The organism is Salinibius halmophilus (assembly GCF_003577475.1).
Classification (GTDB): domain Bacteria; phylum Pseudomonadota; class Gammaproteobacteria; order Pseudomonadales; family Natronospirillaceae; genus Salinibius; species Salinibius halmophilus.
Genome location: NZ_QPEP01000017.1, coordinates 1 through 21,254, shown reverse-complemented (window position 1 = coordinate 21,254; position 21,254 = coordinate 1). Strand labels below are relative to the sequence as shown.

The 21,254-nt window shown below is 48.6% G+C and carries 18 protein-coding genes; 10 read left to right on the top strand and 8 right to left on the bottom strand.

Annotation, left to right across the window (positions count from 1 at the left end; all coding sequences use genetic code 11):
• The first annotated feature begins 144 nt into the window (after positions 1-144).
• Complete coding sequence (locus tag DUW71_RS16750) at positions 145-843, top strand: sulfotransferase family protein (protein ID WP_158584224.1); 699 nt, start codon at positions 145-147, stop codon at positions 841-843.
• A gap of 185 nt (positions 844-1,028) precedes the next feature.
• A complete protein-coding gene (locus DUW71_RS16745; RefSeq protein WP_119396429.1) occupies positions 1,029-1,679 on the top strand; it encodes a hypothetical protein in 651 nt (216 codons plus the stop codon).
• Positions 1,680-1,977: 298 nt separating this feature from the next.
• Here the strand turns inward: DUW71_RS16745 and DUW71_RS16740 are convergent, their stop codons facing one another.
• The 3 genes from DUW71_RS16740 to yaaA all read right to left on the bottom strand — a co-directional run bounded on the left by DUW71_RS16740 (position 1,978) and on the right by yaaA (position 5,537).
• On the bottom strand, positions 1,978-2,547 hold the full coding sequence (locus DUW71_RS16740; RefSeq protein WP_158584222.1) for a YajG family lipoprotein: 570 nt from the start codon (positions 2,545-2,547) through the stop codon (positions 1,978-1,980).
• Between the two features lie 46 nt (positions 2,548-2,593).
• The gene (locus DUW71_RS16735; protein WP_158584220.1) at positions 2,594-4,669 is read right to left on the bottom strand and encodes a hypothetical protein; all 2,076 of its coding nucleotides are present in this window, start codon (positions 4,667-4,669) and stop codon (positions 2,594-2,596) included.
• A gap of 61 nt (positions 4,670-4,730) precedes the next feature.
• A complete protein-coding gene (yaaA, locus tag DUW71_RS16730) occupies positions 4,731-5,537 on the bottom strand; it encodes a peroxide stress protein YaaA (protein ID WP_119396426.1) in 807 nt (268 codons plus the stop codon).
• 28 nt (positions 5,538-5,565) lie between these two features.
• Between yaaA and DUW71_RS16725 the strand changes: the two genes are divergently transcribed.
• The 3 genes from DUW71_RS16725 to DUW71_RS16715 are packed head-to-tail and all read left to right on the top strand — an operon-like array spanning position 5,566 to position 7,218.
• Positions 5,566-6,342, top strand: coding sequence for a hydroxyacylglutathione hydrolase (locus tag DUW71_RS16725; protein ID WP_119396425.1), 777 nt, complete (start codon positions 5,566-5,568; stop codon positions 6,340-6,342).
• A 7-nt stretch (positions 6,343-6,349) separates the two neighbouring features.
• Positions 6,350-6,541, top strand: a complete 192-nt coding sequence (locus DUW71_RS16720) for a hypothetical protein (protein ID WP_119396424.1) — start codon at positions 6,350-6,352, stop codon at positions 6,539-6,541.
• The gene (locus DUW71_RS16715) at positions 6,502-7,218 is read left to right on the top strand and encodes a heparan-alpha-glucosaminide N-acetyltransferase (RefSeq protein ID WP_119396423.1); all 717 of its coding nucleotides are present in this window, start codon (positions 6,502-6,504) and stop codon (positions 7,216-7,218) included. Before DUW71_RS16720 ends, DUW71_RS16715 begins: the two co-directional genes overlap by 40 nt.
• 197 nt (positions 7,219-7,415) lie before the next feature.
• Here the strand turns inward: DUW71_RS16715 and DUW71_RS16710 are convergent, their stop codons facing one another.
• Positions 7,416-10,151: a S8 family serine peptidase gene (locus DUW71_RS16710; protein WP_119396422.1), complete on the bottom strand. Its 2,736-nt coding sequence runs from the start codon at positions 10,149-10,151 to the stop codon at positions 7,416-7,418.
• A gap of 129 nt (positions 10,152-10,280) precedes the next feature.
• On the opposite strand from DUW71_RS16710, the gene DUW71_RS16705 reads away from it, so the two are divergent.
• From DUW71_RS16705 to DUW71_RS16695, 3 genes are all read left to right on the top strand, one after another.
• Positions 10,281-11,036 (top strand): hypothetical protein, encoded by a 756-nt coding sequence (locus DUW71_RS16705; protein WP_119396421.1) that lies wholly within the window; start codon positions 10,281-10,283, stop codon positions 11,034-11,036.
• On the top strand, positions 11,033-12,700 hold the full coding sequence (locus DUW71_RS16700) for a SulP family inorganic anion transporter (RefSeq protein WP_119396420.1): 1,668 nt from the start codon (positions 11,033-11,035) through the stop codon (positions 12,698-12,700). Before DUW71_RS16705 ends, DUW71_RS16700 begins: the two co-directional genes overlap by 4 nt.
• Before the next feature lie 68 nt (positions 12,701-12,768).
• On the top strand, positions 12,769-13,293 hold the full coding sequence (locus DUW71_RS16695) for a DUF3833 domain-containing protein (protein ID WP_119396419.1): 525 nt from the start codon (positions 12,769-12,771) through the stop codon (positions 13,291-13,293).
• Positions 13,294-13,531: 238 nt separating this feature from the next.
• Here the strand turns inward: DUW71_RS16695 and DUW71_RS16690 are convergent, their stop codons facing one another.
• The 3 genes from DUW71_RS16690 to DUW71_RS16680 all read right to left on the bottom strand — a co-directional run bounded on the left by DUW71_RS16690 (position 13,532) and on the right by DUW71_RS16680 (position 16,467).
• Positions 13,532-15,478, bottom strand: coding sequence for an alpha-amylase family glycosyl hydrolase (locus DUW71_RS16690; RefSeq protein ID WP_119396418.1), 1,947 nt, complete (start codon positions 15,476-15,478; stop codon positions 13,532-13,534).
• Positions 15,479-15,535: 57 nt separating this feature from the next.
• On the bottom strand, positions 15,536-15,700 hold the full coding sequence (locus tag DUW71_RS16685) for a DUF6435 family protein (protein WP_119396417.1): 165 nt from the start codon (positions 15,698-15,700) through the stop codon (positions 15,536-15,538).
• A 71-nt stretch (positions 15,701-15,771) separates the two neighbouring features.
• Complete coding sequence (locus DUW71_RS16680; RefSeq protein ID WP_119396416.1) at positions 15,772-16,467, bottom strand: hypothetical protein; 696 nt, start codon at positions 16,465-16,467, stop codon at positions 15,772-15,774.
• A 290-nt stretch (positions 16,468-16,757) separates the two neighbouring features.
• Between DUW71_RS16680 and DUW71_RS16675 the strand changes: the two genes are divergently transcribed.
• Positions 16,758-18,377 (top strand): glycoside hydrolase family 13 protein, encoded by a 1,620-nt coding sequence (locus tag DUW71_RS16675; protein ID WP_119396489.1) that lies wholly within the window; start codon positions 16,758-16,760, stop codon positions 18,375-18,377.
• Positions 18,378-18,544: 167 nt separating this feature from the next.
• Here DUW71_RS16675 and DUW71_RS16670 read toward each other — a convergent pair whose 3' ends face one another.
• Positions 18,545-19,717, bottom strand: a complete 1,173-nt coding sequence (locus tag DUW71_RS16670; protein WP_119396415.1) for a Bcr/CflA family multidrug efflux MFS transporter — start codon at positions 19,715-19,717, stop codon at positions 18,545-18,547.
• Between the two features lie 532 nt (positions 19,718-20,249).
• Between DUW71_RS16670 and DUW71_RS16665 the strand changes: the two genes are divergently transcribed.
• On the top strand, positions 20,250-21,041 hold the full coding sequence (locus DUW71_RS16665) for a hypothetical protein (protein WP_119396414.1): 792 nt from the start codon (positions 20,250-20,252) through the stop codon (positions 21,039-21,041).
• Positions 21,042-21,254 lie beyond the last annotated feature (213 nt).

Genomic DNA, 21,254 nt, shown 5'->3' with positions numbered 1-21,254 from the left:
CATTGTTTCCCGAACCTTCGGTTAGAAAAACCTACGAATTGTCGCAGGCATGCGGTTAAGAGGCACTTTATGCGAAATTCAACGTTGCAATTCTCATTGGCACCGATAACATGCGCACCCGTAACCAATTGTTAAGGGATGTTTATGACTGTTAAGGTAATTGGCGCAGGCTTTGGGCGTACGGGAACTAAATCGTTGCAAACCGCACTTGAAGCGCTAGGGTTCGGCCCAACGTACCACATGAGTGAGTTAGTGAAGAACCCTCAACACGTGCCATATTGGCGTGGTGCAATGGAAGGTGAGCAGGTTAACTGGCATGAGTTTCTAGATGGCTACCATGCCATTGTCGACTTTCCAGGCTGCCTTTACTACAAGGAACTAATGGAAGCTTATCCAGATGCCAAGGTAGTGTTAACCACGCGCGATGCAGAGAAGTGGTTCGAAAGCGCAAGCAAGACTATTTTAAACTTCGATCCGCACCCTGTGTATATCGCTATCATGCGCTTTATGTGTAAGTTTTCCAAAACTGCACGCGGTATGAGTGATGTTGGCATGTACAACAGCGCCGAGCTATACGAAAAACTATTCCAAAACCGAAAGCACGACAAAGACTTCGTTATTGACGTGTTTAACCAGCACATCGAGGCCGTTCGTGCTGCTGTACCAGCAGACCGCTTACTCGAGTACCAAGTGAGCGAAGGCTGGGAGCCACTTTGCGAGTTTCTAAATGTGGATGTGCCAAATAAAGACTTCCCACGCAGCAATGATCGCAACGACTTTGATGCCGAGTTCAAAGGTAAGTTCTTGAACTTGCGTGACGCACGCGCTGCGCAGAACTCCTAGTTTCTGGCAGAAATTCAAGTATCTGAGTACTAAGCAGCATCACCTTGGTGCTGCTTTGGTTTACCTACCCCCTTTATAAACCTGAACCAAAACTAACCATACGTTCATCCCATTCACTTTTACACATGCAAGGTTCAGCTTCCTTCGTCCATATTTACTTGCGAGTCCAACAAGAGGGAAAACTCATGAAAAAACTACTATTGGCAGCTGCCATTGCAACGCTAACTGCTGGTGCTTATGCCGACGATCATAAAGAAGAGAAGTCGCACGATGATGACGATTGCAGCGTCACGATCAACTTCCCCAAAGGTGGCGAAGAGAGCGACGACGATGAGTATGAAGAGTTTGAGTGGTGGGATGACCACAGCACCGACTTTTACTACGGAAACATTAATACTGGCTACATGTGGCAAGACGGGCAAAACTTCTCGTATATTGGTGTGAGTGCGCTGCTAGGCGATTCTATTTATGTGCAAGCCGAAGCCAATACCGCAACTGACACACAAACAACCGACCAAAGCGATGGTACACGTTTTGGTATTGGCGCTCGCTTCGACCTAGCAGAGAGCGTTGCAATGCATATCTTGTGGGACAACCACAGGTTTAAAGAGTCGAGCAACTACTGGGGTATTTCTAGTGGTTTGGTTGCAACGGGCTTAAACGACATGTTTTTTGTGGCAGGTAATGCCCGCGCCAATTTGACTCTGCCAGATACGACTTTCAGTGGTGAGCTGGAAGCAGGCATTCGCCCAGAAGATTGGATCGCGTTGTCGGGTGTGGCGAATTTTACCGATAGCGAACAAAGTTATGGTATTCGCGGCCGGTTGAATTTTTAATCCCCCCGTCATCCCCGAGTGCATTTATCGGGGATCTAGTTTGAAAGGCTTAGTAGTGCAACTAGATTCCCGCCTTCGCGGGAATGACCCATACCGAGTGCATTTATCGGGGATCTAGTCTGTGAGACTTAACAATGCAACTAGATTCCCGCCTTCGCGGGAATGACCCATACCGAGTGCATTTATCGGGGATCTAGTTTGAAAGGCTTAGTAGTGCAACTAGATTCCCGCCTTCGCGGGAATGACTAATGGGTGCGCGGGAATGACTAATGGGTGCGCGGGAATGACTAATTAAAGGCTAAAGAATCCTCTCCCACTCGCCGTTTTTAATGATGTTGTCGGTGAGGCTTTTGAATATTTCTTCAGCACGGGCTTGGTTGTCTTCTACGCTTGGGCGTGGAAAGTCGGTAAACGAGCGGGTGGCGCGATATTCACGAATCATACTGCCGTTGGCGCCTATGTATTCTACTTCTACCAAAGCAGTCCAATCGGTGTTGGTTAGCACGCGTTTGTAGCTTTCACCGGCTTGGCTGCTAAAGCTAAGTTGCAACAGTTGCACATTAACTTCTAGGTCGCCAGATTGTGCAGGTTGCCAGCCATTTTTTATGAAGGCTTGCTCAAGTGTGGTTTGCCACTCGGTTAACATGCTTTCGGGCAAGGTAACCTGCGCGGTTTCTTCATATACCCCACCCCGGCTGCCAAGTACTTCATTGGCACGCATGTCGATAACTTGCAATGCCAAGGTTTCATTTTGTGATGCCACAGCAACTGGTTGGGTGTCCCAGCTGGTGAGTTGAATTTGCTGTGGCGAGCGCGCCGTGCAACCGGCTAAGAACACGACCGCCGATAACGCTAAAATAGTACGCATATTGATACCTAACATTTTGTCCTAAAATCTAGTCTTAAACTCTGCCCTAAAATTCCGAGTAACTCAGCTCAATGGCCACACTTGGCGCGGCATTTAGCAAGCCATAGTAGCCTATCAACTCGGTTCGCACTGGCACATTTGCCAAGCGCCAGTCGGCCAATACACCGGCGCCAATGCTAAGCGCAATATTGCTTTGACCGTTAGCCGTTATGGTACCAGAGGTTAATGATTGCAAGCTTAATCCTGCTCGGTTTATGCCAGCAGGCCAAAATGCCAGCCCTCTTGGGCGGTACTCACTGGCCCAATAGCCACTGCTTTTTTGCTGCCATAATGTGGTTGCACTGCCAAGCTCGCTAACGCCAGGGTGATTAAGCTTAACTTGATCGAGGTGCCCTGTATATGCCGAGGCAAATAGGTTATCTGCCAACATAGCTTGCTCACTACTGTCGACAATGGCGGCCACACCAAGGCGGCTATATAGTCGGCCAAATTGGCGATACCAATCATACTGGCCACCAAATCTCAGGCCGTTGTTTACGCCCCAACTCATCGTAGAAGCTAACTTACCACCGCGCAGTGGCAATAGACCATAGGTAGCAAAATGGCGGTGGTCAATGTTATAGCCAACACCTAACCGAAACTCACGACTACTGTATTGCACTGTACTTTGCCAAGTATGCATTACGTTTAAACCAGCGTTGAATGGCTTTTGGTAGCGCACCCCACCTGCCCAATCTGAAGGCGCCAGCAACGAAGTCGATAATTGACCATACCTAGCAGCCAGTTGCCAGCTCGGCCAGGTGTAGTTGGCGGTTATTTGGTAGGCACCGGCTTCAGCAAGCCCCTCCAGTTCAGCGCTTTGCTGTTTGTTATAGCCAGCAAAATACACACCTGACCCAACAGCAGGTTGCGCAATGCTGCCGCCGGCTATTGGTGCAATAAGCGTTAGATTGGTTGCATAAGGTGAGGTATTAAGGTTAAACAGCGGCTGTTTTGCAGGCTGCACCATGCTATCCGGTAAGGCGCCGGTAATCGCCGATACCGGGTTGTCTAACCGGCTAAGCGCCAGGCCTTCTGGGTGTTGTTGCAACAACCAAAGCTGGTAGCCAGTCATTACAAATGCTTGCACGCCACCAACCACATTGGTGACTGGGCGCATATCACCGGCTCGCCATATGTTGTTTACTTGGCTTTCACTGCTGATAAAAAACACATCTTCATCGTGCAACACTATATAACTAGGTGATAAATGGCGCGTATTGAGTGGCTGCCAAGCATCGCCACTTTGCAAATATATTTCACCGCTTACGCCCAGCACTGCAACGCGCTCCCCATCAGCGGCAGCCATAATAGGGGCTTCTGACAGTGGTACATTGCGAAACACCAAGCCAGCTCGGTTTAGCTGCAACTGGTCACCAATTTGGCGAATAACTAAATTGTCAGAGCCGGGTACTAGCTGCACAACGCCCTCGCAGCTATCGTTTAACCACCAAGCGCCACGCTCGTAGCGCACCCATTCACTGCCCACGCCATTAGCACATTGCACGTAGCGCAATGCTTGCCATTGGCCGTTGCGGTACTGAATGTCGAACACTCTGCTAGGCAAGGTAATGCTTTCGCCTGTGGCAGAGTTCTTCAGAACATCAGGTTGCTCTAACCTATCGAGCTTGTACCAAACAGATTGCTCTGGCCCCAGTACTGGCAAGCTCACTCGGCCTTTGGCTTGAATGCTACCGTCCACTAGCTCTATGTTTGTTATTGCGTCAAGTTCAAGCTTCGCCCGGGCTTTTACCCAGGTTTCAAAGTTTTGCCAGTCGTCGCTAAGGCTGATCCCGAAGGTATTCTGGTAGGCAGTGAAATAAAACCCAGGCAGCCATTGATCGTTTATTGCCGCCAGCCACTGAAGCATGGCGTCGCGGCCATAGGTGGCAACAAGGAAGTGCATAAACGCACTACCAATTAACGCTGCATCCCCTTCCCTTGGTAATGCTTGATTCACCGCAAGGTCTTGAACGTGAGGAAACTCACTCAAAGCAAGCATGCGCAGCGCACCACGCTGCTCGGCTAGCTGCTCTGGCGTTTGTTGATAATGTGCCGCGCCAAGTGTAATCCAGCGCGGCACAAATGTAGGGCTGTTTTTTGTTGTATAGGGTGTTGAATAGGTGGGGTTTGCGTAGGCAGCACTAACCAGCAAGCTGCTCACGAGCCAGCTCAGTACGCTTAAATACCAACTTTTTGTTGGTCGACGCCTCGGCATCAAACTGATAGCCCTCAAGCGCAAACTCCTTTAGTTGCTCTACATCTTGTACTTGGTTGTCAATAATGTAGCGTGCCATTAGCCCGCGCGCCTTCTTTGCATAAAAACTTATGACTTTCATGTTGCCGTTTTTCTCATCCTGAAACACAGTTTCAATCACCGGCACCGAAAGCTGGCGCTTATTAATCACTTTAAAGTACTCATTGGACGCAAGGTTTACCAAGGCACTGGCGCCAGCTTGGGCGATGTCGTCGTTCAGCATCGCCGTTACTTTTTCTTGCCAGTATGCATACAGCGTATCGCCCTTTTCAGTGGCTACTTTTTTACCCATCTCTAGTCGATACGCCATCATGCGATCGAGTGGGCGCAGCAACCCGTAAAAACCAGATAAAATTCGCAACTGTTTTTGTGCTTGTGCCAGTTGTGCCTGGCTCATACTGTTGGCATCTAACCCTTGGTAAACATCGCCCGTAAATGCTAAAACGGCGGGTTTGGTAGAATCTTTAGGCATTGGCAGGGTAAATTGTTGAAATCGCTCAACATTAAGTTGCGCTAAATTCTCGCTGATTTTCATCATTTCCATCAGGTCGAGATAGGATTTTTGCCGCATAATGTCAGCCAGCACCGCCGTATCGTCTAACAACCGCGGCTCGGTTTCCCCAGCCGCTTGCTGTACTGGCGCTAGAGGCGTGTCGAAGTCGAGAGATTTGGCCGGAGATACCACTGCTAACATTGTTGTTACACCTTTATTCGGAGGAGTTATGCGCATTCAACGCTTTTATGTACCCAATTCGCTGGACAATTTTAACCATCTAATCATTGATGACCAAGATAATACGGCAATTGCGGTCGATCCGTTTAACGCGCAACTCACACAAGAGCAAGCAAGCGCTGCGGGTTGCCGTATTGTTGCCATTGTTCTAACCCACTCACATAAAGACCATTGGCAAGGCACACCTGAGCTTGTTGCCGCTCTAAATGTGCCAGTACTGGCTGGCCATCAACACTTTGGCTACCAAGGTGCATTTGAACCCCTAAGTGAAGGCGACCAAATCACCCTATTAAGCCAACCAATTCACGTGCGCGAAACCCCAGGCCATATGAACGACCACATAGTGCTAACGCTCGATACCGACCTAGGGCACGCACTGATTTGCGCCGACACGCTATTTAATGCCGGGGTCGGCAATGTGCGTGCCGGAAGTGTTGAAGCGCTCTATCAGTCGATTACACGCCTTAATGAAGAACTTGCCGAGACCACCTTGGTGTACCCTGCGCATGATTACCTCTGCCATAACCTCGGCTTCACATTAAAGTTCGAGCCCAACAATACCCATGCCGCTGAGTTATTAGACGAGCAGACGGCCAAATCAGCCACTGAACGAAAAGTGACCAACTTAGCGTTGGAGCGCCAGATAAACACGTTTTTGCGCTTAGATAACGCAGTAATTCGCGAGAATTTGCAAAAATTGGGGTACAATGTGGATTCCAATCAAGCAGTATTTAGCGCTTTGCGTTCAGAGCGTGATCAATGGTGAGGTAATTATGACGCGTCGTAAAAAGACACGATCGCTGCGTGACAAGCTAAAAAAGGCCGGTGTATCGTATCGATCTCGTGCTGGGGAGCGCAAAGCGCAAGACCCGCACCGCAACAGCCTAGCCAAGCACAAAAATAAAAAGAAATCGGTGTATCAACAATGGTTAGAACAACAACAAGACAACGCCGACAAGATCTAGACGCTTTGCGTGGCATCGCCATCGTTCTGATGGCGATCTTTCATTTCTGTTTTAATTTATCGGTCTATCAGTATTTCACTATGGATCTTGCCAACCAGTGGCCTTGGCGCTGGTTTCGCTACGTGATTGTATTTATGTTTATTGGCCTAGTTGGCGTTGGCCTAGGTATGACACACAAGCGTGGCATTAATGTCGTTAAGTTCAGTGATTGGATGGCACGTTTGCTTGGTGGCGCTTTGGTGATCACAGTGAGCACCGCGTTTATGTTCCCCGGTGCTTGGGTGTACTTTGGCATTCTGCACGTTATTGCGCTAAGCGGCTTGCTTGCTCTGCCCTTTGCCAATAAACCGCGTTTAGCGTTTGTGGTAGCACTCATTATTTTTGCCGCCACCGCCATTTGGACAGACCTCATGCGCATGAGTTGGTTTTACCAATGGATAGCGCCCATTTTGGAATTACCGCGCTCCACCCAAGACATCGCCTATTTATTCCCTTGGCTTGGCGTTATGTTATTAGGCATTACCTTTGCCCATAACTTGCCCAAGCGTGAGATGCTTCCAAGTTGGGCAGCACCCGCTTGGCTTAGGTTTCTGGGCCGCCATTCGTTAGTGGTATACCTAGTACACCAAATTCCATTATTCGGGTTGGCCGCCGCCATTCATTGGCTTTTGTCGTAGGTTGCACGGCGCCCTTGTTTGCGCCGGGCAACGTGTATCGCCACCGATCAATGTTTCCCAAACCTCCGGTTTGTAAAACCTACCTTTGTGTAGCACGGCTTTGCTGGGCAATTTGTCTCACTCAACTAATGACTTCGGTCAATATGACCTATGCGGCTATGAGTATTATGGGGTTTATCAGCTGCTGGAACAGTGTTCTAGCACTGACCAATTTCTCGAGGTTGGTTGTGCTCCAACTCCAACGCCCTTTGGCTACCAATTTGGTAGCCATTTTTTTTGCCTGCAGCGAATAGCAAATATAACACTAAAGCCAAAACCGCATACCGCCAGGTATATAGCTGGGCAATCAAACTGATTAATAAAGTAGTGCCTCGCTTTAGATGCTCGCGCTGCTCGATTTGCTCAATCCAGTATGGTGATTGGTGATAATAATATTCAACCCAGCGCTTAGGCAGCCAACGATCGCGTAGGTCGCGCAAGGCGACTAGGTTCTTATCGGAACTGTGCAGGGCGGTGGCAATAAAACAGCGGGCATCCTCTACTGGTGTGTTTTGAGTTACTAGTACAGCAACCGTGATGGTTAGTGGGTCGTCGTCTAAATCGAGCGCACTGCCGTCAGTAATAGTGGTTTGCCAGTATTGGCTAGTACTTTCATCTGCTGATTGCGACCAATTGTTTGGTTGGCCTAGGTAAAAGGTTAAGCCTGATGCGAGCGGTTTTAATACCAACGATGCTTGTCCATCTTCCACCGGTAGTTGACCCCAAGCAAATACCTGCCCTGTGATTACATCCCGACGTATCTGCAACCCGTTGATTGCGAAAGGCCACAGCACTTGGCTATACAAGCCAGTTTGCAAGCGGCGGTAATCACTGTAGTAGCTCAGCGAAAACGCCTGCTCGGTACTAGCGTATTGGTCAACTGCAGCATCTAAGCGCAAACTTACTGGCGCCTGGTTGGCATCAATGGTTAGTCTGTCATCCGTCAATGCTACGCCGGTATCACCAGTAATTAGGCTGATTGTGCCCACTGGGTATGTGCTCAAGGCAAAATGTTGTATTTCAGTTGGCTGCATGGAGGCGAGCTCGAGCGTTTGCCATTGCACCTTATTTTGCACGCTAGACACCACAACATCACTTACTAGCGTTTTTACTTGCACCTCTCCATAGCCATCTAGCCCTTCACTGTAGGCTTGCAAGCGAAACTTCTGCCACTTAGCCTGTGGCACATACGCACTAATGGTATGGCCAGTGGTTGTATCTAATAGCGTCCATTGCTGGCTATCTTCTTGCTGCACTTGCAGCTCAACCTTGCTGTAGGCTGGGTTGGGCTGCCAGCTTACTCCTACGCGGTTATTATCTATTTGCCAGCTCATATCCTCGGGCGGTGAAAAGCTAGGTGCAAGGTGAATGCTGGCGACTTTGTTGCCACCACTAAACAGTTCTAGGCGTCCGGCTGGGCGTTTGTCGAAAATTAGAGTCTGTTGTGATGTCAACTCAACTGTCTGCCCATTCCAAGTAGCACCATCTACCTGCTCTAACGCTTCTCCGTGTAATCGCCAACGGTCACTAAGCTCTTCTACCCTAAAAACGGCAATAGGTTGTGGGCTTGCGAACAGCTGCTCGGTATTAAGCGTGCCAGCGTAGCGAACTGGGTATTTTTTATCGTGGGTAATCGCATTCAATAAGCTGGCTTTAACTTGCGCCGCCGATAAGTTTGGGTGTTCGGTCCACAACCAGCTTGCCAACCCAGTTGCAATGGGTGCCGCCATTGAGGTACCCGTTTGTGAGGCATATTGGCCATCGCGCCAAGTGCTCGCGACCTTGGTGCCGGGTAATGCGATGTCAACACTTTGCCAACCATGGTTGCTGAACCGATTTAATTCACAGTCACTGTCACAAAGGTTGCCAATGCTGAGTACGTTTGGCAGCTGTCGATTCAGTGCGGCGGGCATTGAGCGTACTGTGGTTAAGTCGGCCCCATCGAGCATACGCCCGGAGTTACCGGCGGCGGCCACCATCAATACATTGGGGTTATTGCCAAGGCGTTCAAACCTGTCTAATGCCGCTAACTGGCCATCACTTATGGTCCACGAATGGTTGATAACAAACTTTTGCCACGGCTGAGAATCCACAAGGTATTCAATGTAGCGCATGGCGTTCTCAATGTGTGCGCTAGTACCACCCAGGTTTGGCCATGCCCCAAGCATATTGATCACCACCATATTGGCCGAGGTGCAAACACCCTGAGCCTTTTGGCGCAACAAGGTTTGCACCTCGCTTAGTGTGCGCTCATCTTGTTGCACATTAGCGGCAACCAAGCCACTCACATGGGTACCATGACCACTATTATCGGTCATTCGATAGTCGTTATATGTGGGCGATAACTGCTGACAGCTCGCATCTGGCTCAGGTAGGTTGGCGTTATAACTGCCTAAAAGATTCCAACCTATTTTGTTATCGCAGAAGCCATCGCCATCATCGTCGCTGGCATTGTATTGCTCACGTGTGTTGTCTTCTAACACAGCAGCAAGCGCTGGGTGCTCGGGGTCTACACCGGTGTCGACGACGACTATGGTAACGCCTGAACAGCTGCGCGGGCTATTTGGCAAGTTTAAGTAGTCGGCATGCCACGGTGAGGCCTCGGCTTCGGTTTGGCTTTGCAAGGTTGCCCACGCGTCTTTCACCAACCAAGTAATGGCTGGGTCTTGCAAGGCTAGCTGATACCAGTCTTTTCCCGGTTGCGCTTGCCATTGCAAAAAAGGTCGCTCACAACTGGCATGTGTGACGGCATCACCGAGCATTTGTTGCCAGCGGTTTTTTGCTTCACAGCTATCAAACTCGGCATATACATAAGCAGCGCTTGCTGACGGCGTAAATACGAGCGCAAGCAAACCTAGCCAATGTGTCAGTAAATAAAACACACGTTGCAACAACGAAACAACACCACCCTAAAAATTCGACTAAAGTTAAAGCATGTAACTTGGCATGAACCTTGTACTACACCTTGTTAATAACCATTTGGAAAGGCGCAGGCGCCTAATGAATTGTAGTCGAGGTTTACCATGTCACAGAACGCATTAGTTTGGCTACCGGTAGAAGAAGCTATCGAGTCGGTACCCTGTACTTGCATCGACGGCCGTACCAAGGGCATGCGCTATAGCGCTGCGGGTGGCAGTTTTGCCATTGCTCTGCATATTATTGCTAACGTAATGCCTAACGCCACGGACGCTGAAATAGAAAACGCTTTGCTTCGTTTTAGCCAGCATGTTGGCCCACTTTATTACCACACAGACGAAGCGGCCTTGCGCCAATGGCTGTGCCAAAGTGGCATTCACCCAGAGCTCGACCTGCATCAACTAGATGCCAAACAGCAAGAACAACTGCTAGCCAGTGCCGACATGTCAGCGCACGTTGGCTGCGGTCATGTGCAGTTAATGCTTAACAACCCAGAAAAGTACCTAGTGCCAAAGCACATCACCGCTGCCGGTATACGAGCGTTTTTCCGTTTGTGGTTCGCCAATACCCCGCGAGTAACGTTCGAGGCGCTCGCAGGTGAACACCAAGAATCTCAGGCATTGTTTATTGAATCTGTTGATGGTGCAGCGCAGCAAACGCCTTTGCGTTCTGCCGATGAAGAAGTGTTTTTCTGCCATCGTCCACTTAAACGGGCGCTATTTGATCGCTATTGTCAAATTCTAGGTGTTGCCAGTGAAGCAGGTCGATTGTTTGAGCAACACAACATGCTCGCCGAACATACCTTGCACACATTAGCCCCACACCTGCCTAAATCGCATTTAAATGTAGGAGTACAGTCATGAATATTAAGAGCTGGATACCAGCGGCACATTGGTTGCCTAATTATAAAAAGCAAGACTTAACTGGCGATGTGGTAGCAGGTATTACCGTTGCTATGATGCTTATTCCGCAGGCGATGTCTTACGCTATGTTGGCTGGTTTGCCACCATATATAGGTTTGTATGCATCGGTATTGCCACTGATTGCTTATGCGTTTTTTGGCACCTCTCGCCAGCTTGCTGTTGGCCCAGTTGCCATGGTGGCACTGTTGGTTAGCTCTGGGGTTGGCGCAATCGCCGAGGTTGGGTCTAGCCAGTATATCGCTTTGGCGATTTTGCTTGCTTTAATGGTGGGTGTCATTCAACTTGCCATGGGCGTGTTTCGCTTGGGCTTTTTAACCAACTTTCTAAGCCACCCGGTCATTTCTGGCTTTACCAGTGCCGCTGCCTTAATTATTGGTTTTAGCCAGCTCAAACACATTGTTGGTTTACCGCTTCCGCGCACTGAAAACATTGCTGAAACACTTTGGTTAACCCTTACCCAAATTGCAGATATCAACTGGTTGGCTTTTGCTATTGGGGTTGGAGGCATTGTATTGCTGTTGGTGCTTCGCCGCATTAACCCGCTGATACCAGGGCCTATGATTGCGGTGGTTGCTTCTACGGCTGCGGTGTACTTCTTTGGCTGGCAAGATCAAGTGAGCATTGTTGGCAATGTGCCAGCCGGCTTCCCAGAGTTTGCTATGCCTTCGGTACACGCCGACGACATCGTAAGCCTATTGCCTATTGCGATTACTATTTCGTTTGTTGGTTTCTTAGAGAGTATCGCGGTTGCTAAGAAGATCGCCCGCGAGAAAAAGTATGAAATTGATGCCAACCAAGAGCTGGTTGGTTTGGGCATTGCCAATATTGTTGGTTCGTTCTTCAAAGCCATGCCGGTTACCGGTGGTTTTAGCCGCACCGCAGTCAATAAAAATGCTGGCGCCAACACTGGCCTCGCAGCCATTATAACGGCGGTATTAATTGGTATTGCCCTACTGTTTTTCACGCCGTTGTTCTACTACATTCCAAACGCCATCTTGGGCTCTATCATTATGGTGGCGGTGTTTGGCCTCATTGACCTACATGAAGTAAAACACCTATGGAAAGTAAAACGTGACGACCTTGGTTTGTTGATTTTCACTGTGGCCGCCACGCTTGTGCTTGGGGTGAAAACGGGTATTTTTGCTGCAGTAGGCGCTTCAATGGTGTGGTTTGTAATTAAAACTACGCGCCCTCATTACGCTATTTTGGGCCGTTTACCGGGTAGCGATGCCTATCGCAATGTAAAACGCCACCCTGAAGCGCAAACAACCCCTGGTGTATTGGCCATGCGCTTTGATGCTCAGTTCTACTATGGAAATGTATCCTTCCTAAAAGAAACGGTTAAACGTGCAGAAACCGAATATGGTGAGCAACTAAAAGCCGTGGTCATTGATGCCAGCGCGATTAACCAGCTAGATTCATCGGCGGATACAGCACTGCACGAAATGTACGAAGACTATTGTGCACGAGGCATCAACCTGTACTTCGCCAATGTGAAAGGCCCAGTATTCGATGTAATGCAGCGCAGTGGCTTAATCGAAAAAATAGGTAAACCACACTTCTTCCACACCATGAACGACGCCATGCAAGCTGTGCAAGCCTAGTTTTCATTCACTAGAGCCAAGCACTCATTCTGTACGTAAAGCTCCATTAACTACAATGGAGCTTTTTTATGTATAAATTACTATTCGCACTTTTTACTGCGGCCGTACTAAGCGGCTGTGCAAGTCAATCCTTAGTTCAGTACCAAGAACAAACGCCCGAGTTTATTCCCGAGCAGTTCTTTAATGGCCCATTAAAGGCATACGGCATGGTCACCAACCGCTCTGGTGAAGTAACACGTCGCTTCGTGGCAGATATAGATGCCTACTGGGTAGATGGTGTTGGCACCCTAGATGAGTTTTTTGTTTGGTCGGATGGCGAAGAGCAAACGCGAGTTTGGACACTCACGCCAAATGGTGACGGCAGCTACGCGGCAGTAGCTGGCGATGTAGTGGAACCTACCACCATGCGTGTTGCTGGCAACGCCCTGCAAATGAAGTATCAACTAATGCTGCCTTTCGGTGATGGTGAGATTGCCGTGACCATGGATGACTGGATGTACTTAATCACCGAGGACACCCTAATCAACCGCACCAATATTTCTAAGTTTGGATTCAACTTAGGAGAAGTGATTTTAACCATACAGCAGCAGTAGTTGGACGGTTTGGGGAACGAAGCTAGATTCCCGCCTGCGCGGGAATGACCAATGCAGTCATCCCCGAGTGCTTTTATCGGGGATCCAGTTTGTGAGGTTTAATAGTGCAACTAGATTCCCGCCTGCGCGGGAATGACCAATGCAGTCATCCCCGAGTGCTTTTATCGGGGATCCAGTTTGTGAGGTTTAATAGTGCAACTAGATTCCCGCCTGCGCGGGAATGACGTGCTGGCCAGCCCTAGTACTGCCACAAAACCAGCACTTTATCGTGCTCGTTTTGGCGAATAAACGCGTATGGCGCATCGCTTAGTTTTATGTGTTCACCTAAGCCAATAACCGGCTGTGCTTGGCGAATATTAAGCAGTTGTTGCCAATATTCTAATAGCGCTTGGCGCTCGCCGGTGATTTGTGACCAGTTCATATCCGAGCGTGTGGCTTGGTGAAAATCGCCCGCATGTGGACCTCCTGTTCTGGCGGTTTCATCGCCGTAGGTGATTTGTATGGCACCAGGTAATAATGCCAGAGCTTCAGCAGCGCCTCGTTGTAGTGCGAGGTTCTCATACTGGTCAAAAAACAGCTTGGTATCATGGCTTGATAGGTAGCTTACAATTGGCACGTTAGCATCGGCGTAATACTGATAGGTGCCATCGGCAAGGGTTAAACACTGGGCGAATGGCACGGCTTTGTTTTGAAAATCGAAGTTAATTAAGGCATCAAAACCATAGTCATAATAATAATTGCGCACCACGCCTTGCCCATACACCTCGCCCATCATAAAGATTGGCGTATTGGCAAATGGGTCATCTGGGTTGGCTGCCGACCATTCGTTTCTGGCGGCCTGCGCGGCGTTTTTCAGCCTTTGCCAATGCTCAACTTCAATATGTTTTGCTGTATCGATACGCAAGCCATCAAAACCATAGGTTTTGATCCAATCACTGTGCCACCCTACTAGATGGTCGATGGTTGTTTTGTCTGCTTGATCATTGATCCACGGCGGTGGGCGAACGGTTTGATTGCTTTCGGTAATAAAATCCGGCAACCCAGCCAACGCCATCGTGATGTCATCACCACCAGGGCGTTGGTAGCCTGGTAAATCTGCTCGTATCCACTCGGGCGACCACCAGTGTTGTTGCCACGCATCACTTTGCCAATCAATCACCTGCGCCCAATCTTGCCATTGCTCTGGTTCGCCCATTACCAGGGGCGTTCCCTGCAGGTCGGCTAGCGTAGCATAACCAGCATGGTTCATTATCACATCCAATATGACGCGCATGCCCCGCAAGTGGGCTTGCTCAACTAAAGTCTTTAGGGCCTCGGTATCACCAAAGTTCGCGTCAATCTGAGTAAAGTCGCGTGGCCAATAACCGTGATAGGCATAAAAAGGAAACTGGTCGTTATAGCCGTTTACATAGCCATGTACTTGTTCATAAAGTGGCGTTAACCAAATCGCGTCGATGCCAAGCTCAGCGAGATAGTCGAGTTGCTCGATTACCCCTTGCAAGTCACCACCATGAAAGGTGCCGATATTGTCTCTGTTATCGTCGGTTACTCGGCCATACGCATTGTCATTTTGCTCATTGCCGTTGGCAAAGCGGTCGGTCATCACAAAATAAATATTGGCACCTTGCCACTGCCAGGCTGTTTTCCCCTGCTCGCTTTCGGCAAAGATATGAAGGCCTTTTTGTGCACTGGCGACTAAGCCATTCTCTACTGTGGTGATTGATCCGTCTATCAGGTTGATCAGCGATGTACCCTCGGCGAAGTGCTGGCTGACATCAATGGTATTACCCGCTGGCACTGGGCAGCTAACTGGAGGCGGCGCGCGCACGATTGTTTCTTCTGTTGTAACGGTAATGCTTTGTGAGCTGGCATTGAAGGTAACGGTATAAGTACCATTATTGGATATTGTTAAACGGATGGGCGTCGTTACACAAGGCTCAACAGGCTTGGGCTCATCCAGTGTGATCGACCCACTACCACCAAACTGGTACTGACAGTTTTCAGAGTTGATGGCAATGTCATAGCTACCTTGCTCTAAGTCTAACTTGGTTCGGTAGTTATCTGAACCTCGAAACAGTAAGCGTTGCTCGGTATTCATACCGTCGAGCATTAAATACATAGGTTGGCGAATTATGGCGGCATTGGCCAGAATAGGCAGCAATACCAGCAGAGTGAAGCAGCGCATGGGCTATCCCAAAGAGAATGTTATTTCCATTAAGCATAGCCCCAACTGAAAGATTAATTAGCCAAGCTTTTTGATTTCTTGGTAGATGGCATCGGCTTTTGCAGATAGCTCGGCGAACAACTTCATATCGCCATTGCGCTGCGCATGTTGAGCTTGCCCCAGCACTTGTTCGTATTGCTTTTGCAATTTCTTTTTTGGGTCAGATTTAAACAGTCCAAACATAATGAATCATCCTAGTCGTACGGTTTAGGCAATGTTTACGACTAGAAGTACAATTTAGCCCTCTATCGCGGCTAATTTTGGTTTGGCACGTAAGTAGCTGAAACAAAGTCGCTTCTTAACCCGTCGGTATCTATGGTTGCGATCTCAAAGCGATGTGAGTCGGTCACCAAGATTTGTGCATGCGTATGCCAGCCCGGCACCAAGGTGGTCGCTACTAATGTTTTGTTTGTGAAGTAGCGAATCTCATATGCCGATATTTCGCTTTCATCCAGCATTGTGCCATCTTCGCGCTGACTAGGCGGGCTCCAAGACAAGTTGACATAGCGCTCGGGTGCTGGTTTTTGACCCGGTGGTGGTTGCAGAATTGGCGCATCGGTCACTGTTGGCTCAACGATAGGCGTACTACTTACCGGCATTGGATTAGGCGCATCTGTTGGCGTGGGTGTCCCTGTTGGTGTGCCCGTTAGTGTGGGCGTCCCTGTTAGTGTGGGTGTTCCTGTTGTTGTAGGTGTCAGGGTGGGTGTCCCGGTTAGTGTGGGTGTAAGCGTGGGTGTCCCTGTTAGTGTGGGTGTCCTAGTTGTTGTCGGCTCAGTTGGTGGGGTGAGTATCCAAGATGGCACGGGTGGGCGTGGCGTTTTAGATATAACAATCACAATTGGATCTGTTGGCGCCACAAACTTGGCTTCACTGTTTTTTTCAACTGGTGGTGCTGGCTGGCACGCAACCAAGCTTATGGTGCTGAGTCCGAGTAAAAATCTGGTACGCATAATTCCCTCTAGGAAACCTCTAAAACCTCTTTTTCTCATTTTGACTTCGTTAAAAAACGGCTCAAAGTACTCATTTACTACAGTAAACTCCGCCTTTTCGCCGTTTTTTGCCTCGTCAAAATTTCGCCTCCGAGGTTTTAGAGGCTCCCTCTACGATTGCCAAACCACTATGCCGATTTCGCAGCTTGAAACCAGTTGCAATCGATAAATGGCAACATGATGCGATAAGCGTGTCGCTAGCAAAAAAGCAGCTAACCTATATGGCAAACCTAATAATTTTTGGTGAATCTATGAGCCAACAATGGTGGCATTCTGCGACTGTCTATCAAATCTACCCGCGCAGTTTTCAAGACAGCAATGGTGATGGTATGGGCGATATTCCAGGTATCATCAGCCGCCTCGACTACTTATGCAAACTAGGTATCAGCATTATTTGGCTGTGCCCGGTGTATGCTTCGCCTATGGCAGACAATGGTTATGACATCAGTGATTATTGTGCCATCGCGCCTGAATTCGGCAGCATGGAAGACATGCAGGCGCTCATCAAAGCGGCGAAAGCACGTGGCATTCACATTATTATGGACTTGGTGCTCAACCATACCTCTGATCAACATGAGTGGTTTCAGCAGTCGCGCAGCAGCAAACAAAACCCTTATCGAGATTTTTACATTTGGCGCCAACCCGACGAGCAAGGACAACCACCTCAGTTTAACCCCACATCATACTTTGGTGGCAGTATGTGGACGCTGGATGAACAAACCGGCGAGTATTATTTCCACCAGTTTGCTAGCGCGCAACCGGATCTCAACTGGCGCCACCCAGACGTGCAACAAGCCATGCATAAAATCATCAACTGGTGGCTGCAACAAGGCATTGCTGGTTTTCGCTTAGATGTAGTCGATTTAATTGGCAAGGACATTGATGCGGGCATCTTGGCCAATGGCCCACACTTGCATAAGTTATTGCAGAATATGAACCAACAGTGCTTCGCACCGCAGCAAGCCATTACCGTTGGCGAGGTATGGAGTGCAACTCCAGAAACTGCCAAACTGATGACGCGCCCTGAACGTGGCGAACTGTCTATGCTGTTTCAGTTTGAACACATACTGCAGCTGCATCACCCTGAACACGGTAAATGGCGAGCGAGACCGTTTAACCTCATCGCTTTCAAGCAGCAACTTGAGCGCTGGCAGCAACAAATCGGCAATGGCTGGATTGCTCAGTTTTGGGGCAACCATGATCTGCCACGAGCGGTCAGCACCTTTGGCCATGAGGGCGACTACCGGGAGCCATCGGCGAAAGCACTGGCCATGATTCAGTTTGCCCTAAAAGGCACACCTTATATTTACCAGGGGGAAGAAATTGGCATGACCAATGTGCAGTTCGAGCACATTGATGACTACCGAGATATCGAAACACTCAATCACTACCATGAGAAACGCTCGCAAGGTTGGGCGGAAGAAGACATTATGACCGGCATTTTTCGCCATGGCCGGGACAATGCGCGCACGCCGATGCAATGGTCAGCTTCGGCTCATGCTGGGTTTTCTAAAGCTGAACCCTGGATAGGCTTAAACGACAATTTTCAGCAGATCAACGTTGGGCAAGCATTGGTAGAACCAGATTCCATTCTATATTGCTACCAACAACTGATTGCCTTACGTAAAACATGGCCAGTGTTGGTGTATGGTGAGTTTTTCATGTTGCTGCCAGACGACCCACAACTACTGGTGTTTAAGCGCCACCTTGCCGAAGAAGCTGCTTTAGTTGTGGTGAATCTGTCAGCCGAACCTGCGGCTTTTTCTTATAACGGACATGGCGAACAAGTCGTTGGCAATTATGGTAACCGCCAGCAGATTTCTGGGCACTATCAGCCATACGAAGCGGTGATTTTTGACCTTGGCGATTAATCTATTTTACATATCGTTACGATAGGAACGTTTAATTTCACAAATCAACCTAACAAACGCACACTAGCTTCATCAATAACCAAGGAGATGAACGATGAAGACTAGTGAGCAAAATTGTAATTATGCCAACAACTACTATGGCGATCAGCAGTGCACTGGCAGCGCGACTAACGCGCCAGCTTTGGTAGCATCAGCAAACATAACAAGCCAATAATGCTGCTGGCTAACATGGAGGCCGCCATAAAAACGGCGGTCACCGGCAGTAGCGACACAACAAAACCAATTGCGCCACCTACACCAAAACGAAATGTTGCCGCAGCCGCACCCGCTGTACCTGCCTTTTCTGGAAACTGATCCATCAAACAAGCCATAGAGTTTGACCCGATAGTAGACATCATGGCAATAAACAATGATACCGGCACCGCAAGTAGCCAGATGTTGTTGCTTAACATGGCGCCCAATACAATTAACAATCCAGCGAGCATTTGCAATACCACGCCAATTTTTAACATATTCGGCGCGCCGACACGTTTAACAAAACGACTGTTCACGCTTGTCATTAGCATTAAAAAGAAAACATTCTGGGCAAAAAATAGGCCAAACTGGGTTTCACTGAGGCCATATTGCTGCATATAAACAAAGCTGCCACTGGTTAAAAAGATAAACATGCCAGCAAATGAAAAGCCGCTAATGCCCATATACCAAACAACACCCTGGGTGCGGAAGATTTGCAAATAGTTGCGCAGCACTATGCCAAGTTCGGGGCGATATTTGTAAGTAACCGACTCTTCAATTTGCCAATAACACAATATGGCAATCAGGAACGATGCCACCACCAACACCCAGAATATGGCGCGCCAGCTTGCGACCTGTAGGATTAAACCACCGACTAATGGCGCCACCATTGGTGCCAGCGTCACCACCAAGGTCACAAACGACATCACCCTAGAGAAATCGTCACGGCTATAGCGGTCACGAATAAGGCCTTGCAGCACTGCAGCGGGTGCAGCACCTGCAATGCCCTGAATAATGCGGAAGATAATTAGCCAGGCACCACTACCCACTAGCGCAATGGAAGCACTTGCGAGCATAAAGGTGATCAAGCCGAACATTAAGATGGGTTTGCGACCGAGTGCATCAGATAGTGGCCCCCATACGAGCTGCCCTAGGGCAAAGCCAACCAAATAGGCCGACAGCGTCATTTGCACTGTAGTTTCGGCGGTGCCTAACGATGCCGCCATAGCAGGCATGGCAGGTAGATAAAGATCGATCGCCAGTGGGGTAATCATGCCGACCAAGCCCAATATAACGATAAAACCTAATGGGATCTTGTTCTGCATAACCACTCCACCACAATAATAAGGGGGCGCATGATACCTGAAGACTTAGCAACAAGCGTATTGTAGTGGTGAAAAACTCAAAGAAACGAAGTTAGGCAATGTTTACGGCGGTTACTTTTTGGATGTGGTGTTTCCCAAACCTTCGGTTTGTAAAACCTACGCCAGAATGTGCCAAGTCACCCTGTAGGTTGCACGGCTCTGCCGGGCAACATGTGTATAGATAGACCGCCATTCCCGCGCACCCATTAGTCATTCCCGCGAAGGCGGGAATCTAGTTGCAGTATTAAGCCCTAAAAACTAGATCCCCGATAAAACCACTCGGGGATGACGCATCCCCACGTTTCCCAAACCTTCGGTTTGTAAAACCTACGCCAGAATGTGCCAAGTGACCCTGTAGGTTGCACGGCTCTGCCGGGCAACGAATGCCACGGTACTAAATTACAATTTAGATACAAACCGAAATACAAATTAAAGATCCAGATAATATGCTGTTAAACGGAGTTAAAAATCCAAACAATACTAGGAGTAAAACATGAAAAGATGGACGCTTTTGTCTGCAACCTTAATTGCAGGTGCAAGCTTTGCAAGCAATCTAGATATCACTACGGGTCAGTTTGAAATCAGTACTCAATCATCTGATCTTCGCTTTGGTGTTTCATCTAGTAGCAGTACAAACTCTGCTGGTACCGAAACGACATCCAATGGCTTCAATAACTGGGGACTAAGCGCTACGGGTAGATATGCTATCAGCAATGCATTAATTCTTGGTGCTTATGCTTCAATTGCCAATGGTGGTAGCAGCTTTACTAATGCAGATGATGAAACCACATCAACAAGCAACGGGATGAGCTTTACAATTAGTCCGACCGTAGAGTTTTATGTCCTAGATACTGTTGCACTGTTAGCAGACGTTTCATATAGCACCGATGGTGCCGAGCGAGATTTTGACAAGGATGGCGAAGTTACGGACTATGGCTGGAGCTACAGCAGCTATTACGTAAAGGGCGGTGTTAAGTACCGAATGGACATATCACCTACTATGCTGATGTTCGCTCAAGGCACAGCAGGGATCAGGAGCTATACATCTTCTGATGCCGACCCAGACGAAACCGGTGAACAAACAGATAACTGGTTCGACATAGACACAAAACTCGGTGTCAAGTATTTCCCTGTGGCTAATTTTTCTATTAATGGCGATGTTTACTTTGATCGGTCTTCAAGAACCGGAAAAACTATCGACGGCGAAGAGGTTAACCTTGGCGAAAGCAGCTTTAGCTACAATAGCTATGGTATCAATACAGGCTTCAGCATCTACTTCCGTTAAATTCTAGTTTCGAGACAGGGTGAGGTTTCTTGCCCTGTTTTCGTTCCGACTTTCGTTTATTTGTCTCTCAGAATTGTTGGCTCCCAAACCTTCGGTTTGTAAAACCTTGTATCTCTCCAGAGATGCTGATTAGCTATCGGCATCTCATACAAAGCTAGGATCGAAGCCTGTGTAAAACCTTAGCACTATGATGCTGTTCCGTAGATTCGGCTC

What these genes read in the sequence shown, in the direction of transcription:
- DUW71_RS16740 (WP_158584222.1), bottom strand. Translation starts at nt 2,547, where the DNA reads ATGCGTACTATTTTAGCGTTATCGGCGGTCGTGTTCTTAGCCGGTTGC.
- DUW71_RS16675 (WP_119396489.1), top strand. Translation starts at nt 16,758, where the DNA reads ATGAGCCAACAATGGTGGCATTCTGCGACTGTCTATCAAATCTACCCG.
- DUW71_RS16715 (WP_119396423.1), top strand. Translation starts at nt 6,502, where the DNA reads ATGGTTAGAACAACAACAAGACAACGCCGACAAGATCTAGACGCTTTG.
- DUW71_RS16685 (WP_119396417.1), bottom strand. Translation starts at nt 15,700, where the DNA reads ATGTTTGGACTGTTTAAATCTGACCCAAAAAAGAAATTGCAAAAGCAA.
- DUW71_RS16705 (WP_119396421.1), top strand. Translation starts at nt 10,281, where the DNA reads ATGTCACAGAACGCATTAGTTTGGCTACCGGTAGAAGAAGCTATCGAG.
- DUW71_RS16750 (WP_158584224.1), top strand. Translation starts at nt 145, where the DNA reads ATGACTGTTAAGGTAATTGGCGCAGGCTTTGGGCGTACGGGAACTAAA.
- DUW71_RS16670 (WP_119396415.1), bottom strand. Translation starts at nt 19,717, where the DNA reads ATGCAGAACAAGATCCCATTAGGTTTTATCGTTATATTGGGCTTGGTC.
- DUW71_RS16665 (WP_119396414.1), top strand. Translation starts at nt 20,250, where the DNA reads ATGAAAAGATGGACGCTTTTGTCTGCAACCTTAATTGCAGGTGCAAGC.
- DUW71_RS16680 (WP_119396416.1), bottom strand. Translation starts at nt 16,467, where the DNA reads ATGCGTACCAGATTTTTACTCGGACTCAGCACCATAAGCTTGGTTGCG.
- DUW71_RS16745 (WP_119396429.1), top strand. Translation starts at nt 1,029, where the DNA reads ATGAAAAAACTACTATTGGCAGCTGCCATTGCAACGCTAACTGCTGGT.
- DUW71_RS16695 (WP_119396419.1), top strand. Translation starts at nt 12,769, where the DNA reads ATGTATAAATTACTATTCGCACTTTTTACTGCGGCCGTACTAAGCGGC.
- DUW71_RS16725 (WP_119396425.1), top strand. Translation starts at nt 5,566, where the DNA reads ATGCGCATTCAACGCTTTTATGTACCCAATTCGCTGGACAATTTTAAC.
- yaaA (WP_119396426.1), bottom strand. Translation starts at nt 5,537, where the DNA reads ATGTTAGCAGTGGTATCTCCGGCCAAATCTCTCGACTTCGACACGCCT.
- DUW71_RS16720 (WP_119396424.1), top strand. Translation starts at nt 6,350, where the DNA reads ATGACGCGTCGTAAAAAGACACGATCGCTGCGTGACAAGCTAAAAAAG.
- DUW71_RS16690 (WP_119396418.1), bottom strand. Translation starts at nt 15,478, where the DNA reads ATGCGCTGCTTCACTCTGCTGGTATTGCTGCCTATTCTGGCCAATGCC.
- DUW71_RS16700 (WP_119396420.1), top strand. Translation starts at nt 11,033, where the DNA reads ATGAATATTAAGAGCTGGATACCAGCGGCACATTGGTTGCCTAATTAT.